The sequence below is a fragment of the Mycobacterium sp. genome (genome assembly GCF_050700595.1).
Taxonomy (GTDB): domain Bacteria; phylum Actinomycetota; class Actinomycetes; order Mycobacteriales; family Mycobacteriaceae; genus Mycobacterium.
In genome coordinates this window covers 1-23,400 of the sequence record NZ_JBOHHI010000067.1, presented here as the reverse complement: position 1 = coordinate 23,400, position 23,400 = coordinate 1, and the positions used below count along the sequence as shown (strand labels likewise).

At 65.9% G+C, this 23,400-nt stretch carries 23 protein-coding genes; 15 read left to right on the top strand and 8 right to left on the bottom strand.

What is annotated here, in order from left to right; translation table 11 throughout:
• Positions 1–39 precede the first annotated feature (39 nt).
• Together ACRDTL_RS06605 and ACRDTL_RS06600 are read right to left on the bottom strand one after the other, a co-directional pair.
• Positions 40–873 (bottom strand): SDR family oxidoreductase, encoded by an 834-nt coding sequence (locus tag ACRDTL_RS06605; protein WP_431505910.1) that lies wholly within the window; start codon positions 871–873, stop codon positions 40–42.
• A 97-nt stretch (positions 874–970) separates the two neighbouring features.
• Positions 971–1,903, bottom strand: coding sequence for an enoyl-CoA hydratase (locus tag ACRDTL_RS06600; RefSeq protein ID WP_431505909.1), 933 nt, complete (start codon positions 1,901–1,903; stop codon positions 971–973).
• 214 nt (positions 1,904–2,117) lie between these two features.
• Here ACRDTL_RS06600 and ACRDTL_RS06595 point away from each other — a divergent pair, with 214 nt between their 5' ends.
• Positions 2,118–2,282, top strand: coding sequence for a hypothetical protein (locus ACRDTL_RS06595; RefSeq protein WP_431505908.1), 165 nt, complete (start codon positions 2,118–2,120; stop codon positions 2,280–2,282).
• On the top strand, positions 2,283–3,734 hold the full coding sequence (locus ACRDTL_RS06590) for an alpha,alpha-trehalose-phosphate synthase (UDP-forming) (protein WP_431505907.1): 1,452 nt from the start codon (positions 2,283–2,285) through the stop codon (positions 3,732–3,734).
• A 297-nt stretch (positions 3,735–4,031) separates the two neighbouring features.
• Here the strand turns inward: ACRDTL_RS06590 and ACRDTL_RS06585 are convergent, their stop codons facing one another.
• Positions 4,032–4,940 (bottom strand): 3-oxoacyl-ACP reductase, encoded by a 909-nt coding sequence (locus ACRDTL_RS06585; RefSeq protein ID WP_431505906.1) that lies wholly within the window; start codon positions 4,938–4,940, stop codon positions 4,032–4,034.
• Positions 4,941–4,953: 13 nt separating this feature from the next.
• Positions 4,954–5,145, bottom strand: a complete 192-nt coding sequence (locus ACRDTL_RS06580) for a ferredoxin (protein WP_431505905.1) — start codon at positions 5,143–5,145, stop codon at positions 4,954–4,956.
• Between the two features lie 133 nt (positions 5,146–5,278).
• Between ACRDTL_RS06580 and ACRDTL_RS06575 the strand changes: the two genes are divergently transcribed.
• From ACRDTL_RS06575 to ACRDTL_RS06560, 4 genes are read left to right on the top strand one after another with little or no spacing between them, the layout of a single operon-like run.
• A complete protein-coding gene (locus ACRDTL_RS06575) occupies positions 5,279–6,460 on the top strand; it encodes an acyl-CoA dehydrogenase family protein (RefSeq protein WP_431505904.1) in 1,182 nt (393 codons plus the stop codon).
• A gap of 11 nt (positions 6,461–6,471) precedes the next feature.
• A complete protein-coding gene (locus ACRDTL_RS06570; RefSeq protein WP_431505903.1) occupies positions 6,472–7,569 on the top strand; it encodes an acyl-CoA dehydrogenase family protein in 1,098 nt (365 codons plus the stop codon).
• 3 nt (positions 7,570–7,572) lie between these two features.
• Complete coding sequence (fadD17, locus tag ACRDTL_RS06565; protein ID WP_431505902.1) at positions 7,573–9,081, top strand: long-chain-fatty-acid--CoA ligase FadD17; 1,509 nt, start codon at positions 7,573–7,575, stop codon at positions 9,079–9,081.
• A 36-nt stretch (positions 9,082–9,117) separates the two neighbouring features.
• Positions 9,118–10,593, top strand: a complete 1,476-nt coding sequence (locus tag ACRDTL_RS06560; RefSeq protein WP_431505901.1) for a flavin-containing monooxygenase — start codon at positions 9,118–9,120, stop codon at positions 10,591–10,593.
• Here ACRDTL_RS06560 and ACRDTL_RS06555 read toward each other — a convergent pair.
• Positions 10,582–12,225 carry an acyl-CoA synthetase gene (locus ACRDTL_RS06555; RefSeq protein ID WP_431505900.1) on the bottom strand — a complete coding sequence of 548 codons (1,644 nt, stop codon included), beginning with the start codon at positions 12,223–12,225 and terminating at the stop codon, positions 10,582–10,584. The genes ACRDTL_RS06560 and ACRDTL_RS06555 overlap by 12 nt on opposite strands.
• A gap of 60 nt (positions 12,226–12,285) precedes the next feature.
• Here ACRDTL_RS06555 and ACRDTL_RS06550 point away from each other — a divergent pair, with 60 nt between their 5' ends.
• Together ACRDTL_RS06550 and ACRDTL_RS06545 are read left to right on the top strand one after the other, a co-directional pair.
• The gene (locus tag ACRDTL_RS06550; protein WP_431505899.1) at positions 12,286–13,086 is read left to right on the top strand and encodes a crotonase/enoyl-CoA hydratase family protein; all 801 of its coding nucleotides are present in this window, start codon (positions 12,286–12,288) and stop codon (positions 13,084–13,086) included.
• Positions 13,087–13,195: 109 nt separating this feature from the next.
• Positions 13,196–14,071 carry a hypothetical protein gene (locus ACRDTL_RS06545; RefSeq protein WP_431505898.1) on the top strand — a complete coding sequence of 292 codons (876 nt, stop codon included), beginning with the start codon at positions 13,196–13,198 and terminating at the stop codon, positions 14,069–14,071.
• Positions 14,072–14,088: 17 nt separating this feature from the next.
• Here the strand turns inward: ACRDTL_RS06545 and ACRDTL_RS06540 are convergent, their stop codons facing one another.
• Complete coding sequence (locus ACRDTL_RS06540) at positions 14,089–15,309, bottom strand: cytochrome P450 (RefSeq protein WP_431505897.1); 1,221 nt, start codon at positions 15,307–15,309, stop codon at positions 14,089–14,091.
• 16 nt (positions 15,310–15,325) lie between these two features.
• Between ACRDTL_RS06540 and ACRDTL_RS06535 the strand changes: the two genes are divergently transcribed.
• On the top strand, positions 15,326–16,048 hold the full coding sequence (locus ACRDTL_RS06535; RefSeq protein WP_431505896.1) for an acetoacetate decarboxylase family protein: 723 nt from the start codon (positions 15,326–15,328) through the stop codon (positions 16,046–16,048).
• Positions 16,049–16,099: 51 nt separating this feature from the next.
• Here ACRDTL_RS06535 and ACRDTL_RS06530 read toward each other — a convergent pair whose 3' ends face one another.
• The gene (locus ACRDTL_RS06530; RefSeq protein ID WP_431505895.1) at positions 16,100–17,131 is read right to left on the bottom strand and encodes an LLM class F420-dependent oxidoreductase; all 1,032 of its coding nucleotides are present in this window, start codon (positions 17,129–17,131) and stop codon (positions 16,100–16,102) included.
• Between the two features lie 46 nt (positions 17,132–17,177).
• Between ACRDTL_RS06530 and ACRDTL_RS06525 the strand changes: the two genes are divergently transcribed.
• The 5 genes from ACRDTL_RS06525 to ACRDTL_RS06505 are packed head-to-tail and all read left to right on the top strand — an operon-like array spanning position 17,178 to position 21,702.
• Positions 17,178–18,167: a Zn-ribbon domain-containing OB-fold protein gene (locus ACRDTL_RS06525; protein WP_431505894.1), complete on the top strand. Its 990-nt coding sequence runs from the start codon at positions 17,178–17,180 to the stop codon at positions 18,165–18,167.
• Positions 18,168–18,177: 10 nt separating this feature from the next.
• Positions 18,178–19,242 (top strand): thiolase domain-containing protein, encoded by a 1,065-nt coding sequence (locus tag ACRDTL_RS06520; protein ID WP_431505893.1) that lies wholly within the window; start codon positions 18,178–18,180, stop codon positions 19,240–19,242.
• On the top strand, positions 19,242–20,423 hold the full coding sequence (locus ACRDTL_RS06515; RefSeq protein ID WP_431505892.1) for a thiolase domain-containing protein: 1,182 nt from the start codon (positions 19,242–19,244) through the stop codon (positions 20,421–20,423). The genes ACRDTL_RS06520 and ACRDTL_RS06515 overlap by 1 nt, the downstream gene beginning before the upstream one ends.
• On the top strand, positions 20,420–21,298 hold the full coding sequence (locus ACRDTL_RS06510) for a TIGR03619 family F420-dependent LLM class oxidoreductase (RefSeq protein WP_431505891.1): 879 nt from the start codon (positions 20,420–20,422) through the stop codon (positions 21,296–21,298). Before ACRDTL_RS06515 ends, ACRDTL_RS06510 begins: the two co-directional genes overlap by 4 nt.
• A complete protein-coding gene (locus ACRDTL_RS06505; RefSeq protein ID WP_431505890.1) occupies positions 21,295–21,702 on the top strand; it encodes a nuclear transport factor 2 family protein in 408 nt (135 codons plus the stop codon). Before ACRDTL_RS06510 ends, ACRDTL_RS06505 begins: the two co-directional genes overlap by 4 nt.
• Positions 21,703–21,721: 19 nt before the next feature.
• Here ACRDTL_RS06505 and ACRDTL_RS06500 read toward each other — a convergent pair whose 3' ends face one another.
• A complete protein-coding gene (locus tag ACRDTL_RS06500; protein WP_431505889.1) occupies positions 21,722–22,246 on the bottom strand; it encodes a gamma carbonic anhydrase family protein in 525 nt (174 codons plus the stop codon).
• Positions 22,247–22,360: 114 nt separating this feature from the next.
• Between ACRDTL_RS06500 and ACRDTL_RS06495 the strand changes: the two genes are divergently transcribed.
• Positions 22,361–23,400: Rieske 2Fe-2S domain-containing protein (locus ACRDTL_RS06495; protein WP_431505888.1), on the top strand; the 1,040-nt coding region annotated here is incomplete at its 3' end.

Genomic DNA, 23,400 nt, shown 5'->3' with positions numbered 1-23,400 from the left:
GAGTGCGCAGCGCGATGAGGAGGAGCCGGGCAATTGGCGCTAGACCACTCCGCGTAGCCCGTCGGCGCCGAACACCGGCTCGAGCATCGCGGAAAAGTCCGGGCCGCGGCGCAACACGTGCCCGCCGTCGACGTTGATGACCTGGCCGGTGATCCAGTCTGCGGCGTCGCTGAGCAGAAACATCGCCATGTTGGCGATGTCGACGACCTCACCCACCCGCGGCAGCGGCGTACAGACCCGATAGTCCTCGCTCAGTTGCGGCGAATCGGTGATCGTTGCGACCAGGTCGGTGCGGATCAGCCCGGGCCGGATGCCGTTGACCCGCACCCAGGATGCGCCGAGTTCGTCGGCGGCCAGCATCATCATGTGGTCGACCGCCGATTTCGTCACCCCGTAGGCGCCGAACCAACGGTGGGTGTTGCTGGCCGCGATCGACGAGATCCCGATGAACGATCCGCCGCCGCCCTGGACCAGCTGCCGAGCGGCGTGTTTGAGCACGTGCATGGTGCCGTTGACGTTGAGGTCGACCGTACGTCGCCAGGCCTCGGAGTCGATTTGGGTGATCGGCCCGATGGTCTCCGAGCCGCCCGCGCAATGCACCACGCCGTGCAGCCGGCCGTGCCAGGCGTTCGTCGTGCCGATCACCCGTGCGATCTCGTCTTCGTCGGTGACGTCGGCGGACTCATACCGGATCGAGCCGCCGTCGGCCTTGTGTGCCGCGATGTCCTCGGCGGCCGCCCCCAGCCGGTAGGCATCGCGACCGATGATCATGACATGTGCCCCGGCCGCAACCAGACCGCCGGCCACCGCCTTGCCGATTCCGCTACCACCGCCGGTGACCAGGTACGTTCGATCGTCGAAGGAAAGTTGCATGCCAACTCCTCACATCGAAATTTCTGCCGAGCGTCACGCTAGCGTGGCCTCAGCCGCCGAGCGTCACGGCAGCGTGGCGCCGGGTCAGAGAGCGGTGTTACGGGACGTCGGGCCGAGCCACCTTCGACGGCTTCGCTGTACGCCAGTCCTCGACATCGGGCGGCAGCCCGACCGGGTAGCGGTTCTCGTTGCGGGCCGCCCAGTGCGCGTGCCCGAGTTCGTGAACGTGGAACGCGTGCCGCAGCGCCTCGGTGAACCCCATCGCGTCGGAAGCGGCATTGACCGAATCTTTGACCAGCAATGCGGCCATCGTGGGCCGCTCGGCGATGCGCCGCGCGAACTCCAAAGTCTTGTCTTCCAGCTCATCGACCGGAAAGACCTTGGACACCATGCCGAGCCGGTAAGCCTCGTCCGCATCCAGCGAATCACCGGTCAACAGCAGCTCTTTGGCTTTGCGCGGCCCGAATTCCCAAGGATGAGCGTAATATTCGACGCCCGGCATTCCCATCCGAACCGCGACGACGTCGCTGAACTTCGCGTTGTCGGCGGCGACGATCAGATCGCACGCCCAGATCAGCATCAACCCCGCCGAAATCGCGTTGCCCTGGACCTGGGCGATGGTGATTTTCCGCAGATCCCGCCAGCGGCAGGTGTTCTGGAAAAAGAAGTGCCATTCCTGGAGAAAGGTTTTCTCGGCGATGGGTTCCCTGGTCGCGCCGTACCCCCGGAAGGTCGGATGCTGGCCCGGCCCGGGCCGGCGTTCTGCCAGCGCCGCCTCCGAACCCAGATCGTGTCCGGCGGAGAAGTTCTTACCGCGGGCCGCCAAGATCACCACCCGAACCTCGTCGTCGGCCTCGGCGCGGCAGAACGCCTCATCGAGCTGCACCAGCAGGGTGCGGTTCTGGGCGTTGTGCGCGTCCGGCCGGTTGAGCCAGATCCGGGCGATGCGACCCTCGTCGAGGGCTTCGTAGGCCACCAGGTCGGCGGAGTCGCCGTTGACCGCGCCGGTGGCTTGATCAGGAGCTGCCATTGACGCCCACCTCGCTTGTTTGCGCTGCATATCCGCATCGGATGCATTGCACATTACGGCCAGTACGTAACGCCCCCGCGGGCGGGTTGTCGGTGGGTCGACGAGGAGGTTTCCGGCGCCGACGTCGCACACAGGGCCGGATGGCGGCGACCCGCTGCGCCCGGCTGCACCGGGCTTGCGATCGCCGCTAAACGACTTCGCATACAGTTGTGTCATGCCTGCTAAATCTGATTCTAGTGAAATCGGCGAGGTGGAACCGCTGGCCCACAGCACCGCACGCCAGGCCAGGCGTGTCGTGGCGGCGTACGCGACCGACGCCGACGAATGCCGGATTTTTCTGTCGATGCTCGGTATTGGGCCCGCGAAAACCGAGACCTAAATGGCTCCCCGGGCAGGTAAGGGCTTCGGGGATTCCGACTTCGTCGTGGTGGCCAACCGGCTGCCGATCGATATGGATCGGCTGCCCGACGGGAGCACTACCTGGAAGCGCGCTCCGGGCGGGCTCGTCACTGCGCTGGAGCCGCTGCTACGGCGCCGGCGCGGGGCTTGGATCGGGTGGCCGGGAGTTGTCGACGCCGACGAGAAACCCATGGTCGAGGACGAGTTGCGCCTGCATCCGGTACGGCTGTCCGCACAGGACGTCGCCGAATACTACGAGGGGTTCTCCAACGCGACGCTGTGGCCGCTGTACCACGACGTCATCGTCAAACCGATTTACCACCGCGCATGGTGGGATCGTTACGTCGACGTCAACCGGCGATTCGCCGAAGCCACCTCACGCGCCGCCGCCCACGGTGCAACCGTGTGGGTGCAGGACTACCAGCTACAGCTCGTCCCCAAGATGCTGCGCGAGCTGCGGCCGGACCTGACCATCGGGTTCTTTCTGCACATCCCTTTTCCGCCGGTGGAACTGTTCATGCAGATGCCGTGGCGCACCGAGATCGTGCAAGGCCTGCTCGGCGCCGACCTGGTCGGGTTCCATCAGACCGGGGGTGCGCAGAATTTCCTGTTCCTTTGCCGACGTTTGGTCGGCGCGAACACCTCCCGGGCAACCGTCGGGGTGCGGTCGCGGTTCGGTGAGGCACAGATCGATTCCCGCACCGTTCGGGTGGGCGCGTTCCCGATCTCCATCGACTCCGCCGAACTGGACCGGAAGGCCCGAAATCGCAATGTTCGGCGGCGGGCCGGCGACATCCGCACCGAGCTCGACAATCCGCGCAAGGTCCTGCTCGGCGTCGACCGGCTCGACTACACCAAGGGCATCGATGTTCGGTTGAAGGCGTTCTCCGAGCTACTCGCCGAGGGCCGCGTCAAGCGCGACGACACCGTGCTGGTCCAATTGGCCACCCCCAGCCGCGAACGCGTGGAGAGCTACCAGGTACTGCGCAACGACATCGAACGCCAGGTCGGCCACATCAACGGCGAATACGGCGAGGTCGGCCACGCGGTGGTGCATTACCTGCACCGCCCGGTCCCCCGCGACGAACTCGTCGCGTTTTTTGTGTCCGCCGACGTCATGCTGGTCACCCCGCTGCGCGACGGGATGAACCTGGTGGCCAAGGAGTACGTCGCGTGCCGCAGTGACCTGGGCGGCGCGCTGGTACTCAGCGAATTCACCGGTGCCGCAACTGAACTCCGCCAAGCCTACCTCGTCAACCCGCACGACCTGGAAGGTGTCAAGGACACGATCGAGGCGGCACTCAATCAGTCCGACGAAGAAGGCCGGCGCCGCATGCGGGCCATGCGACGCCAGGTGCTCGCTCACGACGTGGACCGCTGGGCCCGGTCGTTTCTCGAGGCGCTCGCCGAAGCACATCCGCAGAAGGGGTGAACCGATGGTATGCCCGTAGCGGCGCTGCAATAATCGACCGATGATCATCTCCCGTGGCCTGACCGCAGCCGCCGTCATGGCACTGGTGACAGTGGGGTCGGCCAGTCCCGCCAACGCGCTCGGTCCGCCGCAGGACGGTGAGCCGGATCATATTAACTAGAACAGGTTCGCAGGGTCAAAGATCGGCTAAATTAGACAAATGTTAGTAGTTTATCCAGGTCAGACTCATTGTGACGTATGTCATTCTGGAACGTGTTCTAGCCAGCGGCAACGATGCGGGATGCCTCGCGAACAGGGTCAGGACTCCATCAGCCCGGTCGCGGCGAAGTTACGCTCGGGATTCCGCCCAGCAAAGTAATCATGCAGGGTGGTGCTGAGCTCATCGGGGTCCCAGGCCGGGGCATCCGACGTGAATTGACGCTCCGCCGTCGGCGCCGCCACCAGGGTCACCTTCGGGCCGTACACGATGAAAACCTGGCCGTTGACCGCGTCGGCCGCCGGGGCGGCCAGGAAGCGAACCAGGCTAACCACGTGCTCGGGCGAGAGCGGATCGATTTCTTCGGTCTCGGGTGCCGTGCCGAAGACATCGGCGGTCATCGCGGTCCGGGCGCGCGGGCAGATCGCGTTGGCGCACACCCCGTAGCGACCCAGTGCCCGCGCCGCCGACAGAGTCAACGCGATGATGCCGGCCTTGGCGGCGCCGTAGTTGGCCTGCCCGACCGGACCGACCAAGCCCGCCTCCGACGAGGTGTTGACGATCCGGCCGTAGACCGAGCCATCAGCTTTCTTGGCCTGTGCTCGCCAGTAGGTGGCGGCATTACGGGTGAGCAGGAAGTGGCCGCGCAGGTGCACGGCGATCACCGCGTCCCATTCCTCGTCGGACATGTTGAACAGCATCCGGTCCCGGGTGATCCCGGCGTTGTTGACCACGATGCTCAAGCCGCCCAGTTCGTCGGCGCAGCTGATCAGTTCGTCGGCGGTGGCGCGTTGACTGATGTCACCGGCCACCGCGATCGCCTTGGCGCCCGCGGCGGTGATCTCGTCGATGACGTCGGATGTGTCCAGCGCGGTGGCGATGTCGTTGACGACGACGGTGGCGCCGGCCCGGGCCAAGCCGATCGCCTCGGCGCGACCCAACCCGGCGCCCGCACCGGTGACCACCGCGACCTTGCCGGACAGATCGGTCGCGTTCGTGCTGCTAGTCAATTTATGAATACCTCTAGTCTTCGCGTCTCAACGCGGCGCGCGGGCATTCGGCGATCGCCTGCTCGGCGTGGGCTACCTTGTCGGCCGGAATCGGGGCGACCTTGACGTGGCAGTAGTCGTCCTCGTCGAGTTCAAATAGGTCGGAGTCTATTCCGACGCAAACGGCGTTGCCCTCACACCGGTCAAGATCGACTTCGACTCGCACGGCATCCTCCTTGGCGTTCTCAGCTGCCCGTACCCACCACCATACGACGACGGCGCGCTGGACCCTCAGACTAGAACGTGTTACAACCAGGGGTGGCGACTGGGTAGCCGTGAATCGACGGAGGGCGGCGGGAATGCGCATCAGTTATACCCCGGAGCAGGAGGAGTTGCGCCGCGAACTGCGGTCGTACTTCGCCAAGCTGATCACCCCGGAGCGCCGCGAGGCGCTGAGCTCGACGGCGGGCGAAATCGGCGTCGGCAACGTCTACCGGGAGACCGTCGCGCAAATGGGCCGCGACGGCTGGCTGGCGCTCGGCTGGCCGACCGAGTATGGCGGGCAGGCCCGTTCGGCGATGGATCAGCTGATCTTCACCGACGAGGCCGCGATCGCCGGCGCACCGGTGCCGTTCCTGACGATCAACAGCGTCGCGCCGACGATCATGGCCTTCGGCAGCGAGGAGCAGAAGAAGTTCTTCCTGCCCAAGATCGCCGCGGGAGACCTGCACTTTTCAATCGGCTACTCCGAGCCCGGCGCCGGTACCGACCTGGCGAACCTACGGACCACCGCGGTGCGCGACGGCGACGATTACATCGTCAACGGGCAGAAGATGTGGACCAGCCTGATCCAGTACGCCGACTACGTGTGGCTGGCGGTGCGCACCAACACCGAAGCCAAGAAGCACCGCGGCATTTCGGTGCTGATCGTGCCCACCACCGCCGACGGCTTCTCCTGGACGCCGGTACACACCATGGCCGGCCCCGACACCAGCGCCACCTACTACTCCGACGTCCGGGTTCCGCTGGCCAACCGGGTCGGTGAGGAGAACGGCGGCTGGAAGCTGGTCACCAACCAGCTCAACCACGAACGCGTCGCGTTGGTCTCCGCGCAACCGATCATCATGGCGCTCAACCAGGTTCGGGAGTGGGCGCAGAACACCAAGGATGCCGGCGGGGCCCGGCTCATCGACTCGGAGTGGGTGCAGCTCAACCTGGCCCGAGTACACGCCAAGGTCGAGGTGCTCAAGCTGATCAACTGGGAGTTGGCGTCATCCGACGACACCGCGCCGTCGCCGGCGGATGCATCGGCGGCCAAGGTGTTCGGCACCGAACTGGCCACCGAGGCCTACCGGCTGCTGATGGAGGTGCTGGGCTCCGGGGCCACTGTGCGCCAGGATTCGCCGGGCGCCCTGCTGCGGGGCCGGGTCGAGCGGATGCACCGGGCGTGTCTGATTCTGACCTTCGGCGGCGGCACCAACGAAGTACAGCGCGACATCATCGGCATGGTGGCGCTGGGGCTGCCCAGAGCCAACCGGTAAAGGACCTCGTGATGGATTTTTCGACAACGGAAGCGGCACAGGATCTCGGCGATCTGGCGATCACGATCGTGGATGCGGTGTGCACCCCGGAACACCAGCGTGAACTGGATGGCCTCGATCAACGGTTCGACCGCGACTTGTGGCGCAAGCTCGTCGACGCCGACATTCTTTCCACCGCGACACCGGAGTCACTGGGCGGCGGCGGTTTCGGGGTGCTGGAGCAAATCGCCGTACTGGTTGCATTGGGCCGGGGGTTGGCCGCCGTACCGTACCTGGAGTCGGTAGTGCTGGCCGCCGGCGCACTGGCCCGGTTCGGCTCGGCCGAACTGCAGCAGCAGTGGGGCGCGCCCGCGGTGAGTGGCGCGAAAATCCTCACCGTCGCGCTGGACGGCGAGATGGGTGACGGGCCGGTGCAGGCGGCGCGCGCCGGTGACGGTTACCGGCTGACCGGGACCCGCACCCAGACCGGGTACGGCCCGGTTGCCGACGCCTTCCTGGTGCCAGCCGAAACCGAGTCCGGCACAGCCGTTTTCCTGGTGGCTGCCGAGGACACGGGTGTCTCGGTGACGGCGCTGGAGACCACCGGTTTGGGCAGTATCGGCCACCTTGCGCTGGACGGGGTCGAGGTGGACGGCGCCCGGATGGTTGGCGGCGACGATGTGGTCAGCTGGATTTCCAGCCATGCGCTGCTGGGCCGCAGCGCGTTTCAGCTCGGCGTGCTGGACCGCGGTCTGCAGTTGACCGCCGAATACGCGCGTACCCGTGAGCAATTCGACCGCCCGATCGGTAGCTTCCAAGCGGTGGCGCAGCGGCTGGCCGACGGCTACATCGACATCAAGGGGCTGCGGTTGACGCTCGCCCAGGCGGCGTGGCGGTTGTCCGAGGACTTACCGGCCGACAGCGAGGTAGCCACCGCGGCGTTCTGGGCCGCTGACGCCGGGCACCGGGTGGCACACACCATCGTGCATGTGCACGGCGGCGTCGGTATCGACATCGATCATCCGGTACACCGGTATTTCCTCGCCGCCAAGCAGACCGAGTTCGCCGTCGGCAACGCCACCGGAGCACTGCGCAGAATCGGCCGCGAACTGGCGGACACGCCTGCTTGACTTATGGCCGAGGATCTCCCGACCGTCACCGACTTGCTGAAACCGCTGGTCGACATCGACGATCGGGGTGTCTACTTCGAAGACTCGTTCACCAGCTGGCGTGACCACCTTCGGCATGGCGCCGCGGTGGCCGCAGTCCTGCGCGAGCGGCTCGACCCGGACCGGCCACCACACGTCGGGGTGTTGCTGGAGAACACGCCGTTCTTCTCGGCGGTGCTGGTCGCGGCCGCGCTGACGGGCATCGTGCCGGTCGGCCTGAACCCGGTGCGCCGCGGTGTCGCGCTGACCCACGATATCGAGCACGCCAACTGCCAGCTGGTGCTGGCCGACTCGAAATCCGCTGCGCCGCTGGGTGATATCCCACATATCAATGCTGACTCCGTCGACTGGACCACCGAGGTGGCAGCGCATGCCGATGCCGAGGTGAGCTTTTCGACCGCGAGGCCCGACGACCTGTTCATGCTGATCTTCACCTCCGGGACCAGCGGCGATCCCAAGGCGGTCAAGTGCAGCCAGGGCAAGGCCGGCATCGCCGGCGTGACGATGACCGAACGATTCGGGCTGGGCCCCGACGACCGCTGCTATGTGTCCATGCCGTTGTTCCACTCCAACGCGGTGCTGGTCGGATGGTCGGTCGCGGTAGCCTGCCGCGGCTCGATGGTGTTGCGGCGCAAGTTTTCCGCATCCGGATTCATGCCCGACGTACGCCGATACGGCGTCACCTACGCCAATTACGTGGGCAAGCCGTTGTCGTATGTGCTGGCCACCCCGGAACAGCCGGACGACGCGGATAACCCGCTGAAGGTGGTGTACGGCAACGAGGGCGCTCCCGACGACATCGAGCGGTTCGCCCGCCGGTTCGGCTGTATCGCTGTCGACGGGTTCGGCTCGACCGAGGGTGGGGTGGCGATCGCCCGCACCCCGGACACCCCGGCAGGCTCGCTGGGCCCGCTGCCCGACGGGATCGGGATCGTCGACATCGACACCGGTGCGCCGTGCCCGCCGGGAGTGATCGGCGAACTGGTCAATATCGGCGGCCCGGGCCGGTTCGAGGGCTACTACAACGATCGGGAGGCCGACGCGCAGCGGATGGCCGACGGCGTGTACCACAGCGGCGATTTGGCCTACCGCGATGAGCAGGGCTATGTGTACTTCGCCGGCCGACTCGGTGATTGGTTGCGGGTCGACGGGGAGAACCTCGGCACCGCGCCGATCGAACGGGTGTTGGCCCGCCATCCGGGTGTCAGCGAGGTCGCGGTCTATGCGGTGCCGGACCCGAGCGTCGGCGATCAGGTGATGGCCGCGTTGGTGATGACGCCGGGTGCGCAATTCGACGCCGACGAGTTCCACGCGTTTTTGGCGGGGCAGCCCGATCTGGGGCCCAAGCAGTGGCCGTCGTACGTGCGGGTCAGCGCCGCGCTGCCGCGCACCGCGACGTTCAAGGTGCTCAAACGCGAACTCTCGGCCGAAGGTGTCGACTGCGCCGATCCGGTGTGGCAGATTCGGCGGTAGCCGGCGCTTAAGTCCGCCGAGGTGGGAGGCAATCGAATGACGAAGCGTCAGCCCAGGGTCGCGATCGTCGGCGCCGGTATGTCGGGTCTTTGCGCGGCAATCACTCTGCGGCGAGCCGGCATCGACGGATTCACTCTCTACGAGAAGGCCGACGCGATCGGCGGCACCTGGCGGGAAAACACCTATCCCGGTCTGACCTGCGATGTGCCGTCACGCTTCTACCAGTTCACCTTCGCGACCAATCCGCGCTGGAGCCACCTGTTTTCGCCCGGTAACGAAATCCAGGCTTACTTCGCCGACGTGGCCAAACGGACGGGTATCGATAAGCAGATCCGCTTCGGGACCGAGGTCGTGGGCGCCCGATTCGACGGTCGGGGCTGGGTCGTGCACACCAGTGACGGGGGAAAGTCCCGGGTTGACTTCCTGATCTCGGCGGCCGGGGTGCTGCACCACCCGAAGACTCCCGACATCCGCGGGTTGGCTGACTTCACCGGTTCGGTGTTCCACTCCGCCCGGTGGGACCACAGCGTCGACGTCGCCGACCGTCGGGTCGCCGTCGTCGGGACCGGTTCGACCGGCGTTCAGATCATCTCTGCACTTGCCGGCACCCCGGCCAGGTTGAGCCTCTTTCAGCGCACGGCGCAGTGGATCCTGCCGATGCCGAACCCGCGTTACCTTCGCCTGACCCATCGATCGCATCGCGCGTTCCCCTGGCTGGACCACGTCGGCTACCACGGTTATCGGGTCGCGATGGAAGCTTTCGCGGGCGCACTGACCAAGCCGGGATGGCGACGACGATTCGTCGCCGCCCTGTGCCGCGCGAACCTTCGTACGGTGCGCGACCCCCGGTTGCGGGCCACCCTGACCCCGGATTACACACCGATGTGCAAACGCCTGGTGATTTCCGGCGGCTTCTACCGGGCGATGCAGCGCGACGACGTCGAACTCGTCACCGCGGCTATCGACCACGTCGAATCCCGCGGCATCGTCACCACCGATGGCGTCTTGCACGAGGCCGACGTGATCGTGCTGGCAACCGGATTCGACGCACACGCCTACCTGCGGCCCATCCAGGTGACCGGTCGCGACGGCCTGAGCCTCGACGATGTCTGGCGCGACGGTCCGCATGCTTTCGAAACCGTTGCGATGCCTGGGTTTCCGAACTTCTTCATGCTGCTGGGCCCGCACAGCCCGGTCGGTAACTTTCCGTTGACGGCGGTCGCCGAATCACAGGCAAATCACATCGTGCGGTGGATCCGCCGCTGGCAGCGATGCGAATTCGACACGGTGGAGCCGACGGACACGGCGACCGATGCATTCAACTCAGCGCTGTCGGACGCGATGCCGAACACGGTCTGGACCACCGGCTGTGACAGCTGGTATCTCGGCAAGAACGGCTTGCCGGAGGTGTGGCCCTTCACCCCCGCCAGGCACCGCGCCATGCTCGCCAGACCCAAGATCGAGAACTATGAGCTGCGCACCACGGCGACGCTCAACGCGTCACGCCCTTGAATGGTTGGCGTGCCTCTCGTCGGCGGACCTGGCCTCGGTCTGCTCCTTGGCCCAGCGGTAGTCCGGCTTGCCCGCGGGTGACCGCTTGACCTCGTCGACGTACCAAAGCGCCCGGGGCACCTTGTATCCCGCGATCTCACTGCGCACGAACCGGTCGAGTTCGGCCAGCGTCGGACGCGTTCCGGGCCGCGGCGCCACCACGGCGGCCACGCACTGGCCGTAGCGCTCGTCGGGCACCCCGACCACCAGCGCATCGAACACGTCGGGATGTCCCTTGAGCGCACCCTCGACTTCCTCCGGATAGATCTTCTCTCCGCCACTGTTGATCGACACCGATCCGCGGCCGAGCATCGTGACCGTGCCGTCGGCTTCCACCTGTGCGTAGTCGCCCGGGATTGCGTAGCGGACACCGTTGATGGTCTTGAACGTCTCGGCGGTCTTCTTCTCGTCCTTGTAGTAGCCGACCGGGATGTTGCCCTTTTTGGCGATCAAGCCGCGCACGCCCGAGCCGGGCTTGACCTCGCTTCCGTCCTCGTCGAGAACAACGGTGCGGTGGTCGATCGTCACTCGCGGGCCGCCGGTGTTCGGCGCGTCCTTGGCGACAAGGCTCGTGCCGCCGAAGCCGGTCTCCGAGGAGCCGATCGAGTCGGTGATGACGCGGTTGGGCAGCAACTCGAGAAGCTTTTCCTTGATGCTTGGGGAGAACAGTGCGGCCGTGCTGGCGAGCAGGAACAGTGATGAAAGGTCGTATTCGTGCTCCTCGGTCAGCGCGTCGAGCAACGGTCGCGCCATGGCGTCACCGGTAAAGAACAGCAGGTTCACCTTGTGCTCGTGAATCGTGCGCCAAACCTTGTCGGCGTCGAATTCCGGTTCGAGGACGGTGGTTTGGCCCGAGAAGATCGACATCCACGTGGCCGACTGGGTGGCGCCGTGGATCATCGGCGGAATCGGGTAACGGATCATCGGCGGATTTTCGGCAGCGGCCTTGGCCAGATCGTATTCGTCCTTGACGAATTCGCCTGTTGCGAAGTCGGTTCCGCCGAGCAGCACACGGTAGATGTCCTCGTGACGCCACATCACTCCCTTGGGGAAACCGGTGGTGCCGCCGGTGTAGAGCAGGTAGATGTGGTCGGCGCTGCGTTCGCCGAAATCACGCTCCGGCGAGCCCTGCTGCAGCGCGGTGTAAAACTCGACACCGCCGTAGCGCTGATAATCGGCGTCGCTGCCGTCCTCGACGACGAGGGCCGTCTTGACGTTCGAGGTGTCCGGCAGCACGTTGGCCACCCGATCGGCGTATTGGCGCTCGTGAACCAACGCCACCATGTCGGAGTTCTCGAACAGGTACCGCAGTTCGCCTTCGACGTAGCGGTAGTTGACGTTGACGAGGATGGCGCCCGCCTTGACGATGCCGAGCATCGCGATCACGATCTCGATGCGGTTGCGGCAGTACAGGCCGACCTTGTCGTCCTGCTTCACCCGCTGGTCGATCAGGTAGTGCGCGAGCCGGTTGGCCGCCTCCTCCAGCTGTGCATACGTCAACTTCTTGTCGCCGCAGATCAGGGCGACGCGGTCAGGCACGGCGTCGATGGCATGCTCGGCGAGGTCGGCGATATTCAGAGCCACGGACCCCAAATTAGAACGTGTTACATTTCTTGACAAGTTTGTGGCATCGGCGCAGGAAGGCGGATACCGGTGAGCGAGCCCGAAAATCAGCCCGACGCCCTCATTGAGCAGCGCGGACACACCCTGGTCGTCACGATGAACCGGCCGGAGGCGCGCAACGCGCTCAGCGGCGAAATGATGCAAATCATGGTCGAAGCCTGGGACCGCGTCGACAACGATCCGGACATCCGCTGCTGCATCCTGACCGGCGCGGGCGGCTACTTCTGCGCGGGTATGGACCTCAAAGCGGCGACGGCGAAGCCGCCGGGCGACTCGTTCAAGGACGGCAGCTACGACCCGTCACGCATCGATGCCCTGCTCAAGGGCCGGCGGCTGACCAAGCCGCTGATCGCGGCGGTGGAGGGTCCGGCAATCGCCGGTGGCACCGAGATCCTGCAGGGCACCGACATCCGGGTGGCCGGCGAGAGCGCCAAGTTCGGCATCTCGGAGGCCCGCTGGAGCCTGTACCCGATGGGCGGCTCGGCGGTGCGGTTGGTTCGTCAGATCCCCTATACGGTGGCCTGCGATCTGCTGCTGACCGGTCGGCACATCACTGCCGCCGAGGCCAAGGGGATCGGCCTGATCGGACACATCGTTCCCGACGGGCAGGCGCTGACCAAGGCGCTCGAGATCGCTGACGTCATTTCGGCTAACGGCCCGCTGGCGGTGCAGGCGATCCTGCGGTCGATCCGGGAAACCGAGGGCATGAACGAAAACGAGGCGTTCAAGATCGACACCCAGCTCGGCATCACGGTGTTTTTGTCCGACGACGCCAAAGAAGGCCCGAAGGCCTTCAAGGACAAGCGCGCGCCCACCTTCCGCGGACGCTAACGCGCCGCCTTCTTGCGCCGAGCGTGAAGCTGTTGCGGGTTTTCTAGCGTTTTTTCGCAATGGCTTCACGCTCGGTGACCTGTCAGTCCCACCGGGCACACTCCGGCGCATGGGAGAGCCCTTCATCGGCAGCGAGGCCGTCGCGTCCGGGCGTGTGACGCCGTATGCATTGCGCAGCCGATACGTCGCGATTCATCCCGACGTCTACGTCCCAGCCAAGACCGAACGCACAGCCGTGCTGCGCGCCCGCGCTGCCTGGCTGTGGTCCCGGCGGCGCGGCGTGGTCGCTGGGCGCTCTGCGTCAGCGTTGCATGGTGCCAAGTGGGTCGACGATCGAGCACCGGCGGAGTTGCTGTACGACTATCGTCGGCCGCCCAACGGTATTCGCACGTGGTCGGATCGCTTCGACGGAGACGAGATCCAGGTGGTCGCCGGTATGCCTGCGACGACGCCGGCAAGAACCGCCCTCGACATTGCGTGCCGCTACCCGCTCGGCAAGGCGGTTGCCGCGATCGATTCGCTTGCTCGCGCAACACACCTCAAGATGGCCGACGTCGAGCTGCTCGCGGAACGATATAAAGGCCGCCGCGGCATCAGACGTGCCCGCATCGCACTGCCACTCGTCGATGCCGGCGCCAAATCGCCCCGGGAGACGTGGTTGCGCCTGCTCTTGATCCGCGCCGGCTTCCCGCCGCCGCAGACCCAGATCCCGGTTTACGACGAATACGGCCAGCTCGTCGCCGTCGTCGACATGGGCTGGGAGGACATCAAGGTGGCAGCGGACTACGAGGGCGATCACCACCGGACGGATCGACGAACCTTCAACAAGGGCATTAAGCGCCAGGAGACGTTGACCGCCCTGGGGTGGATCGACGTGCGGGTTACGGCCGAGGATACCGAGGGTGGTGTCATCGCCCGGGTATCAGCAGCCTGGCAGCGCCGAATGTGTAGTGAGGGCGGGATTTCGACGAATTTTTCGCCCTGAATGCACGTTCGGCGAGCTCAGTGCAGCGAAGCCGTCGGCGTGAACACCACCGGCATCGATTCCAGGCCGCTGACGAAGTTTGCCGGCCGTAACGGCACTGCGTCGTCGGCGGCCAGCCGCAGATCCGGCAAGCGCTCCAACACCCGACCGGTCATCATCGAGAGTTCCAGGCGGGCCAGCTGATTGCCCAGGCAGAAGTGAGTTCCGAAGCCGAACGCCAAGTGGCCGTTCGGGTCTCGTCGCATGTTGAACTGCTCGGGGTTGTCGAACGCCGACTCGTCGAAGTTCGCCGATTCGAACAGCAGCATCATCTTCTCGCCCTCACGAAGCGCAGTGCCGTGGAACTCGGTATCGGCGGTCAACGTCCGGCACATGTTCTTCACCGGCGACGTCCAGCGCAGCATCTCCTCGATCGCACCCGGCAACAACGCATCAGAGTCATCCTGTAATTGCTCCCATTGCTCGCGATGCCGCAGCAGTTGCTCGGTTCCCCCGCTCAACGTATGTCGCGTGGTTTCGTCGCCGCCGATCAGGATCAGCAGCGTTTCGAAGACGATCTCGTCATCCGACATCCGCTGTCCCTCGACCTCGGCGTTGACCAAGATGGAAAACAGGTCGTCGGTCGGCTCGGCACGACGCTTGGTGATGATCCCCATGGTGAATTCGGTGTAGGCGGCGAACGCGTCCATCACGGCCTGGAATTCGACGGCCGTCGGATCCAGGTGCGAACTGAGCCCGGTCACCAGGTCGTCGGACCACTTGAGCAGCATCCCGCGTTCCTCGGGCAGCACGCCGAGCATGTCGCCGATCACCGCCATCGGCAGCGGGGCGGCGACGTCGCGGACAAAGTCGCACTCCCCCCGCTCACAGACCGCGTCGATCAAGGTGTCGCACAGCCGCGCGATCGACGGCTCCTTCTCGCGCACCCGCTTGCGGGTGAAGCCGGCGTTGACCAGCTTGCGCCGCAACAGGTGCGCCGGATCGTCCATGTCGATCATGTACGGCATGCCCGGTTGATCGGGACGGATGCCGCCGGTGCTGGAAAACAGCTCCGGGTTGCGCTCGGCGTCGATGATCGCCTGATACGTCGACGCGGCGGCCAGGCCGTTGCGGTCCCGGAATACCGGTTGGTTGGCGCGCATCCAGCGATACGCCTCCCGGGCCTGCCGGCCGTCGGCGTAGAAGGTGCCGTCCGTCAGATCGATGTTCAGGATCGTGTCGGGAATCGTGGTTGTCATCAACTAACCTCCAGATATGCCTGAATCACAACACACCATCGCCGGAACGGTGCTGACGATGCCGGTCCGGGTTCGAAAGGCGGATGTGCACAGCGCGATGTTCTCGGTCGACGCCGCAGCCGCGCAGACACTCATCGACTACAGCGGCCTGCAGGTCTGCCAGCAGCGTCCCGGCCGTGCGGTGGTCAACCTGATGCTCGCCCGCTACGTCGACGGCGACCTCGGCCAGTACCACGAGTTCGGCACCTGCGTGATGGTCAACCCACCGGGCTCGCAGGCTCGCGGCTGGCGGGCATTCAAGGACGCCGCGGCGTTGATCCACCACCTGCCCGTCGACCAGACCTTCACGCTGGAAGCCGGCCGCACAATCTGGGGTTTCCCGAAGATCATGGCCGACTTCACCGTTCGCGACGACGGCGGGTTCGGGTTCGACGTCAGCGCCGAAGGCTCGCACATCGCCGGCATCGACTTCGGTCTTGGGGTGCCGGTGCCGTCGCTGTTCACTTCGCGGGCGCAGGTGCTGAAGACCTATACCCACGCCGACGGCACCACCCGAGAGGTTCCGTGGGAGATGAAGGTCAGCGGACTGCGCGGACGGATCGGCGGGGCGACGCTGCGGCTGGGTGATCACCGGTACGCCAAGGAGTTGGCGTCGCTGGGCCTGCCGAAGCGGGCGATGGTGTCGACATCCGTCGGCAACGTCGAAATGTCCTTCGGCGACGCCCGCGTGCTGGGCTGACCGGGTCATCCGGCCAATTTAGAACGTGTTCTACCCGGCCGCAATAGCCGCTCAGAGCAGCGTGGCGAGTTCGCGAACCTGCTCTACACCGCGGGCCGAGACCACCATCATCGTGACCCCGGCGGCTTCCCAGGCCGTGATCTGCTTACGCACATAGTCGGCATCGCCGACGATGACGGCGTCGTCGACGAGCTCGTCGGGGATGACCTTGGCGGCTTCGTCCTTGCGGTTGCTGCGGAACAGCGCGGTCACCTCGTCGACCACCTCCGAGTAGCCCATCCGGCGATAGACGTCGGCGTGAAAGTTGGTGTCCTCGGCGCCCATGCCGCCCATGTACAGCGCCAGGAACGGCTTGATGCCGGCGAAGGCCGCGGGCCGGTCGTCCGTGATCACCACCTGAGCGGTCGCGCAGACCTCGAAGTCCTCGCGGCTGCGGCGGGCCCCGGGCCGGGCGAAGCCCTCGTCGAGCCATTCGTTGTACATATCGGCCAGCCGCGGCGTGTAGAAGATCGGCAGCCAGCCATCGCAGATCTCGGCGGCCAGTGCGACGTTCTTCGGTCCCTCGGCACCCAACAGGATCGGGATGTCGGCCCGCAGCGGATGGGTGATCGGCTTGAGCGCCTTACCCAGGCCCGTTGTGTGCTCGCCGGTCAGCGGCAGCGGGTAGTGCGGGCCGTCGCTGGTCACCGGCTTCTGGCGGGCCCACACCTGGCGGATGATGTCGATGTATTCGCGGGTGCGGGCCAGCGGCTTGGGAAAGGGTTGGCCGTACCAGCCCTCGACGACCTGCGGACCTGAAACGCCCAGGCCCAGCATGTGCCGGCCACCGGACAGGTGATCGAGGGTCAGCGCGGCCATCGCGCACGCGGTCGGGGTGCGTGCCGACAGCTGCACCACCGAGGTGCCCAGCCGCACCCGTCGGGTCGACGCTCCCCACCAGGCCAGCGGCGTGTAGGCGTCCGATCCCCACGCCTCGGCGGTGAACACCGCGTCGAAGCCGGCTTCCTCGGCCGCGACCACCAGTTCCCCGGCGTTGTCGGGCGGCTCAGCGCCCCAATATCCCAGCTGCAATCCCAGCTTCATCCCTGACTCCTTGCCCAGATTCTTAGAACCTGTTCTACTCGATGCTGTGACAGCCAGCTCAACGCGCCCGCCGCTGATCGATCACCCTGAGCCACCCCTTTCGGCGCCACTGACGGTGTCCTTCAACTACACCCGTTCGGTCGGTCCCACGCTGGGCACATTCTTCACCGCACTACGCGACCACCGCATCCTCGGAGTGCGCGGATCCGATGGCCGGGTACATGTGCCGCCGCCCGAATACGACCCGGTCAGCTACGAACCGCTGGCCGAGATGGTACCGGTGGCCGACGTCGGCACCGTGCAGTCCTGGACCTGGCAACCCCAGCCGCTGGAGGGACAGCCGCTGGATCGCCCGTTCGCGTGGGCGCTGATCACGCTCGACGGCGCCGACACCGCGCTGCTGCACGCGGTCGACGCGGGTACCCCCGACGCGATCAGCACCGGCACCCGGGTGCGCGTGCACTGGGCCCCGGAGCCGGCCGGCGTCATCACCGATATCGCCTACTTCGCGCTGGGCGAAGATGTTGAACCCGAAGGCCAACCGGACGAGCGCGACCCGGTCACCATCATCGAGACGCCGATCACGCTGGAGATCCAGCACACCGCATCGCACCCGGAGAGCGCCTATCTGCGGGCGCTACAGGAAGGCAAGCTGCTCGGCGCGCGGACCGGCACGGACGGCAAGCTGTACTTCCCGGCGCGAGAAGCTGATCCGGCCACCGGCTTGGCCCTCGACAACTACGTCGAGCTGCCGGACAAGGGCACCGTGACGACGTTCGCCATCATCAACATCCCGTTCGCCGGCCAGCGCATCAAGCCGCCTTACGTGGCCGCTTACGTGCTGCTCGACGGCGCCGATATCCCATTCCTGCACCTGGTTTCCGACGTCGACGAGCACGACGTCCGGATGGGCATGCGGGTCGAGGCGGTGTGGAAACCGCGCGAGGAATGGGGACTGGGCATCGATAACATCGAGTACTTCCGGCCGACCGGTGAGCCGGACGCCGACTACGACACCTACAAACACCACCTGTAAAGGGCTGCGCATGAGTGCTCGTGATCTTGCCGTGGTCGGCTTCGCCCACGCCCCACACGTACGCCGCACCGACGGCACCACCAACGGCGTCGAGATGCTGATGCCGTGCTTCGCCCAGCTCTACGACGAACTGGGCATCACCCAGGCCGACATCGGCTTCTGGTGCTCGGGTTCCTCGGACTACCTTGCCGGCCGGGCATTCTCGTTCATCTCCGCGATCGACTCGATCGGCGCGGTTCCGCCGATCAACGAGTCGCATGTCGAGATGGATGCCGCGTGGGCACTTTTCGAGGCCTACATCAAGCTGTTGACCGGGGAGGTCGACACCGCACTGGTGTACGGGTTCGGCAAGTCGTCGGCCGGTGTGCTGCGGCGCATCCTGTCGCGGCAGACCGACCCGTACACCGTTGCACCGTTGTGGCCGGACTCGGTGTCGATGGCCGGGCTGCAGGCTCGCCTCGGCCTGGACGCGGGCAAGTGGACGGCCGAGCAGATGGCGCAGGTGGCACTGGACTCCTTCACACAGGCTGAGCGCACCGACTCGGAGAAGCCGGCCAAGAGCGTCGACGAGTTGCTGGCCCGGCCGTTCTTCGCCGACCCGCTGCGCCGCCACGACATCGCGCCGATCACCGATGGTGCTGCGGCGATCGTGCTGGCCGCTGGTGACCGTGCCCGCGAACTGCGGGATAACCCGGCCTGGATCACCGGTTTCGACCATCGCATCGAGACCCCGGTGCTGGGCGCGCGCGACCTCACCCAGTCTCCGTCCACGGCCACATCGGCCCGCACGGCGACCGGCGGTGACGTCGGCTCGATCGATGTCGCCGAAATCTACGCACCGTTCACCCACCAGCAGCTGATCCTGACCGAGGCGATCGGGTTGCCGGCGTCGACCACGATCAATCCCTCCGGCGGCGCTCTGGCGGCCAACCCGATGTTCGTCGCCGGCCTGGAGCGCATCGGTTTTGCCGCCCGGCACATCTGGGACTCCTCGGCCCAGCGGGTGCTGGCGCATGCCACCAGCGGTCCTGCGCTGCAACAGAATCTGGTCGCGGTGATGGAAGGAAAGAACTGATGGCCGGTCAGTTAGCGGCAGTACTCGGCACCGGGCAGACCAAATACACCACCAAGCGCCAGGACGTCTCGATGAACGGCCTGGTGCGTGAGGCGATCGACAGGGCGCTGGCCGATTCCGGTTCGACGTTCGACGATATCGACGCCGTGGTGGTCGGCAAGGCGCCTGATTTCTTCGAGGGCGTGATGATGCCGGAGCTGTTCATGGCCGACGCGATGGGCGCGACCGGCAAGCCGCTGATCCGGGTGCACACCGCCGGCTCCGTGGGCGGGTCCACCGCCGTGGTGGCCGCCAGCCTGGTGCAGTCGGGCCGCTATCGGCGGGTGCTGGCGATGGCCTGGGAGAAGCAGTCGGAATCGAACGCCATGTGGGGGTTGAGTATTCCGGTGCCGTTCACCAAGCCGGTCGGCGCCGGTGCCGGCGGCTACTTCGCGCCTCACGTGCGCGCCTACATCCGCCGCGCGAACGCACCGACCCACATCGGGGCGATGGTCGCGGTCAAGGACCGGCTCAACGGCAGCCGCAATCCGCTGGCCCATCTGCATCAGCCGGACATCACTCTGGAAAAAGTGCTGGCGTCGCCAATGGTTTGGGACCCCATCCGGCGCGAGGAGACGTGTCCCTCGTCGGACGGTGCCTGCGCGCTGGTCGTCGGCGATGAGCAGATCGCCGACACCCGCGTCGCCGAGGGCCATCCGGTCGCCTGGATCCACGCGACCGCGCTGCGCACCGAGCCGCTGGCCTATGCCGGTCGCGACCAGGTGAACCCGCAGGCCGGCCGCGACGCGGCCGCTGCGTTGTGGAAGGCCGCCGGCATCACCAGCCCGATCGACGAGATCGACGTGGCCGAGATCTATGTGCCGTTTTCCTGGTTCGAGCCGATGTGGCTGGAAAACCTCGGGTTTGCGCCCGAGGGTGAGGGCTGGAAGCTCACCGAGGCCGGCGAGACGGCGATCGGCGGGCGGCTGCCGGTGAACCCCTCCGGCGGGGTGCTGTCGTCGAACCCGATCGGCGCGTCGGGCATGATCCGTTTCGCCGAGGCCGCCATCCAGGTGATGGGCAAGGCGCAGGCGCACCAGGTACCGAATGCGCGCAAGGCGCTGGGCCACGCCTACGGTGGCGGCTCCCAGTACTACTCGATGTGGGTCGTCGGCTCCGACAAACCGGAAGCCAAACCGTGAAGTACACCTGCAGCATCGCGATGGGCCCGATCGATCAGTTGACCGAGCTGGCCAAAACCGCTGAAGATGTCGGGTTTGACGCGATCGCGTTGCCGGACTCGTTGTTCTACATGGAAAAAGCCGCCGCCGATTACCCATACACCCCGGACGGGTCGCGGATGTGGGACGAGAACACCCCTTGGGTGGACCCGCTGATCGCTGCCGGTGCGATGGGCGCGGTCACCTCGACGCTGCGGTTCTACACCAACGTGATGAAGCTCGGGTCGCGCAATCCGCTGCTGCTGGCCCGCCAGGTCGGCTCGGTCGCCAACCTGACCGGCAACCGGTTCGGCTTCGGCATCGGGATCGGCTGGGCGCCTGAGGAGTTCGAGTGGTGCGGAGTGCCGTATGCGCGTCGCGGCGCCCGGGTCGACGAGATGATCGACGTCATGAAACTCGTGTTGGGCGGTGGCATGGTCGAATTCCACGGCGAGTTCTACGATTTCGACCGGCTGCAGATGAGCCCGGCGCCGTCGCGGCCGGTGCCGTTCTACGTCGGCGGGCACACCGAGGTGGCGCTCAAGCGGGCTGCCCGGGTCGGCGACGGCTGGACCAGCGCGATGATGACCGCCGAGCAACTCGCCGAAACCATCGGCAAGCTGAACGCGTTGCGCGCCGAAGACGGTCGGTCCGATCAGCCGTTCGAGTTCCAGGCGGTGTGCATCGACAAGTTCGGCGTCGACGGGCACCGCGAGCTCGCCGAAATCGGCGTCACCGACAACATCGTGATCCCCTGGATGTTTGACGGGCTGGGTTTCGACGCGCCGCTGGACAAAAAGAAGGATTCGCTGAAACGCTTCGCCGACACCTATATCCACTCGGGATGGCAGAAATGACTGAGCATCTTGCCCACAAAGCCGGACGTCGCTCCCGCGAGGCGGTGCAGGCCAGGGACAAAGAGGCATGGCTGGCGGTGTTCGCCGAGGACGCCATCGTCGAAGACCCGATCGGGCCGTCGCACTTCGATCCCGAGGGCAAGGGTCATCGCGGCCGCGATGCCATCTCGTCGTTCTGGGACAAGGCGATTGCGCCGACGGACAAGATCGAGTTCAACTTCCGCGACACCTACCAGTGCGGCAATGAGGAAGCCAATGTCGGCAACATCGTGATCACGATGGCCGGACATCAGGTCACCGCGGACGGGGTGTTCACCTACAAAGCCGACGATGAGGGCAAGTTGGTGGCGCTGCGTGCGTACTGGGAGGTCGACCGCGCGACCGCGACCGCACGCAAGGTCTAGACCCGCCGAGCAGACGAAACTAGAGCGGCTCCAGTCCGGTCAGATAGCGCCGGGCCAGGTCCTGATAGGCCTGCGGGTTGACGTTGACCCACATCTCGGCGCCGGTCCCGGCGATCGGGCCCTTGATGGTGGCCGGAGCTCCCATCACCAGCACCTCGGCGGGGATCTGGGTGCCGGCCACCACCAGTGCCCCCGCCGCGACCATGCTGCGGGCGCCGATCACCGCGCCATCCAGCACCGTGGCATGGTTGGCGATCAGCGCCTCGGCGCCGACGTGGACCCCGTGAATCGTGCACATATGCGCCACCGTCGCGCCCGGGCCGATGTCGACCGGGATGCCCGGCGGTGCATGCAGCACCGAACCGTCCTGCACGTTAGCGCCCTCCCGCACCACGATCGGCCCGTAGTCGGCGCGCAGTACGGTGTTGAACCACACCGACGCCCCCGCTTCGACGGTGACGTCACCGATCAGGGTGGCGGTGGGAGCGACGAAAGCAGTGGGGTCAACCTTTGGCGATCGGCCTTCGAAGGAAAACAGCGGCATCGTTCAGATATACCCCAGACCGGGTAGGCGGCAGTCAGGATGGCCTTACGTTGCGCGATACCGGGGAAAAACTGTAACGTGTTCTAGTTAGACGCAGACGAAGTTGGAGGCGTGATGGCTACCGAGACTGCCGGTATTCGCGAGATCGACACCGGCGCCCTCCCCGACCGGTATGCACGCGGCTGGCACTGCCTTGGCCCGGTCAACAACTACCTGGACGGGCAGCCGCACGGGATCGAGGCGTTCGGCACCCACCTCGTCGTGTTCGCCGACTCGCACAACGAGCTGCACGTCCTCGACGGCTACTGCCGGCACATGGGCGGCAACCTGGCGCAGGGCACCATCAAGGGCGACGAAGTCGCCTGCCCGTTCCACGACTGGCGCTGGGGCGGCGACGGCAAATGCAAGCTGGTGCCGTACGCCAAGCGCACACCGCGGCTGGCCCGCACCCGCTCGTGGCACACCGACGTGCGCGGCGGCCTGCTGTTCGTCTGGCACGACCACGAGGGCAGCCCGCCGCAGCCCGAGGTGCGGATCCCGGAGATTCCCGAGGCGGCCAGCGACGAGTGGACCGACTGGCGGTGGAACTCGATCCTGATCGAAGGGTCGAACTGCCGCGACATCATCGACAATGTCACCGACATGGCGCACTTCTTCTACATCCATTTCGGTCTGCCGACATTCTTCAAAAACGTCTTCGAGGGTCACATCGCCTCGCAGTACCTGCACAATGTCGGCCGCCCCGACGTCAGCGACATGGGCACCACCTACGGTGAAGCGCACCTGGATTCGGAGGCCAGCTACTTCGGGCCGTCGTTCATGATCAACTGGCTGCACAACAGCTATGGCGACTACAAAGCCGAGTCGATCCTGATCAACTGCCACTACCCGGTTACCCAGGACTCATTCGTGCTGCAGTGGGGCGTCACCGTGGAAAAGCCCAAGGGCATGGACGAGGCGATGACCGAGAAGCTGTCCAAGACGTTCACCGAAGGTGTCAGCAAGGGCTTTCTGCAGGACGTCGAGATCTGGAAGCACAAGACCCGCATCGACAACCCGCTGCTGGTCGAGGAGGATGGCGCCGTTTACCAGATGCGACGGTGGTATCAGCAGTTCTACGTCGACGTCGCCGACGTGACACCGGACATGACCGA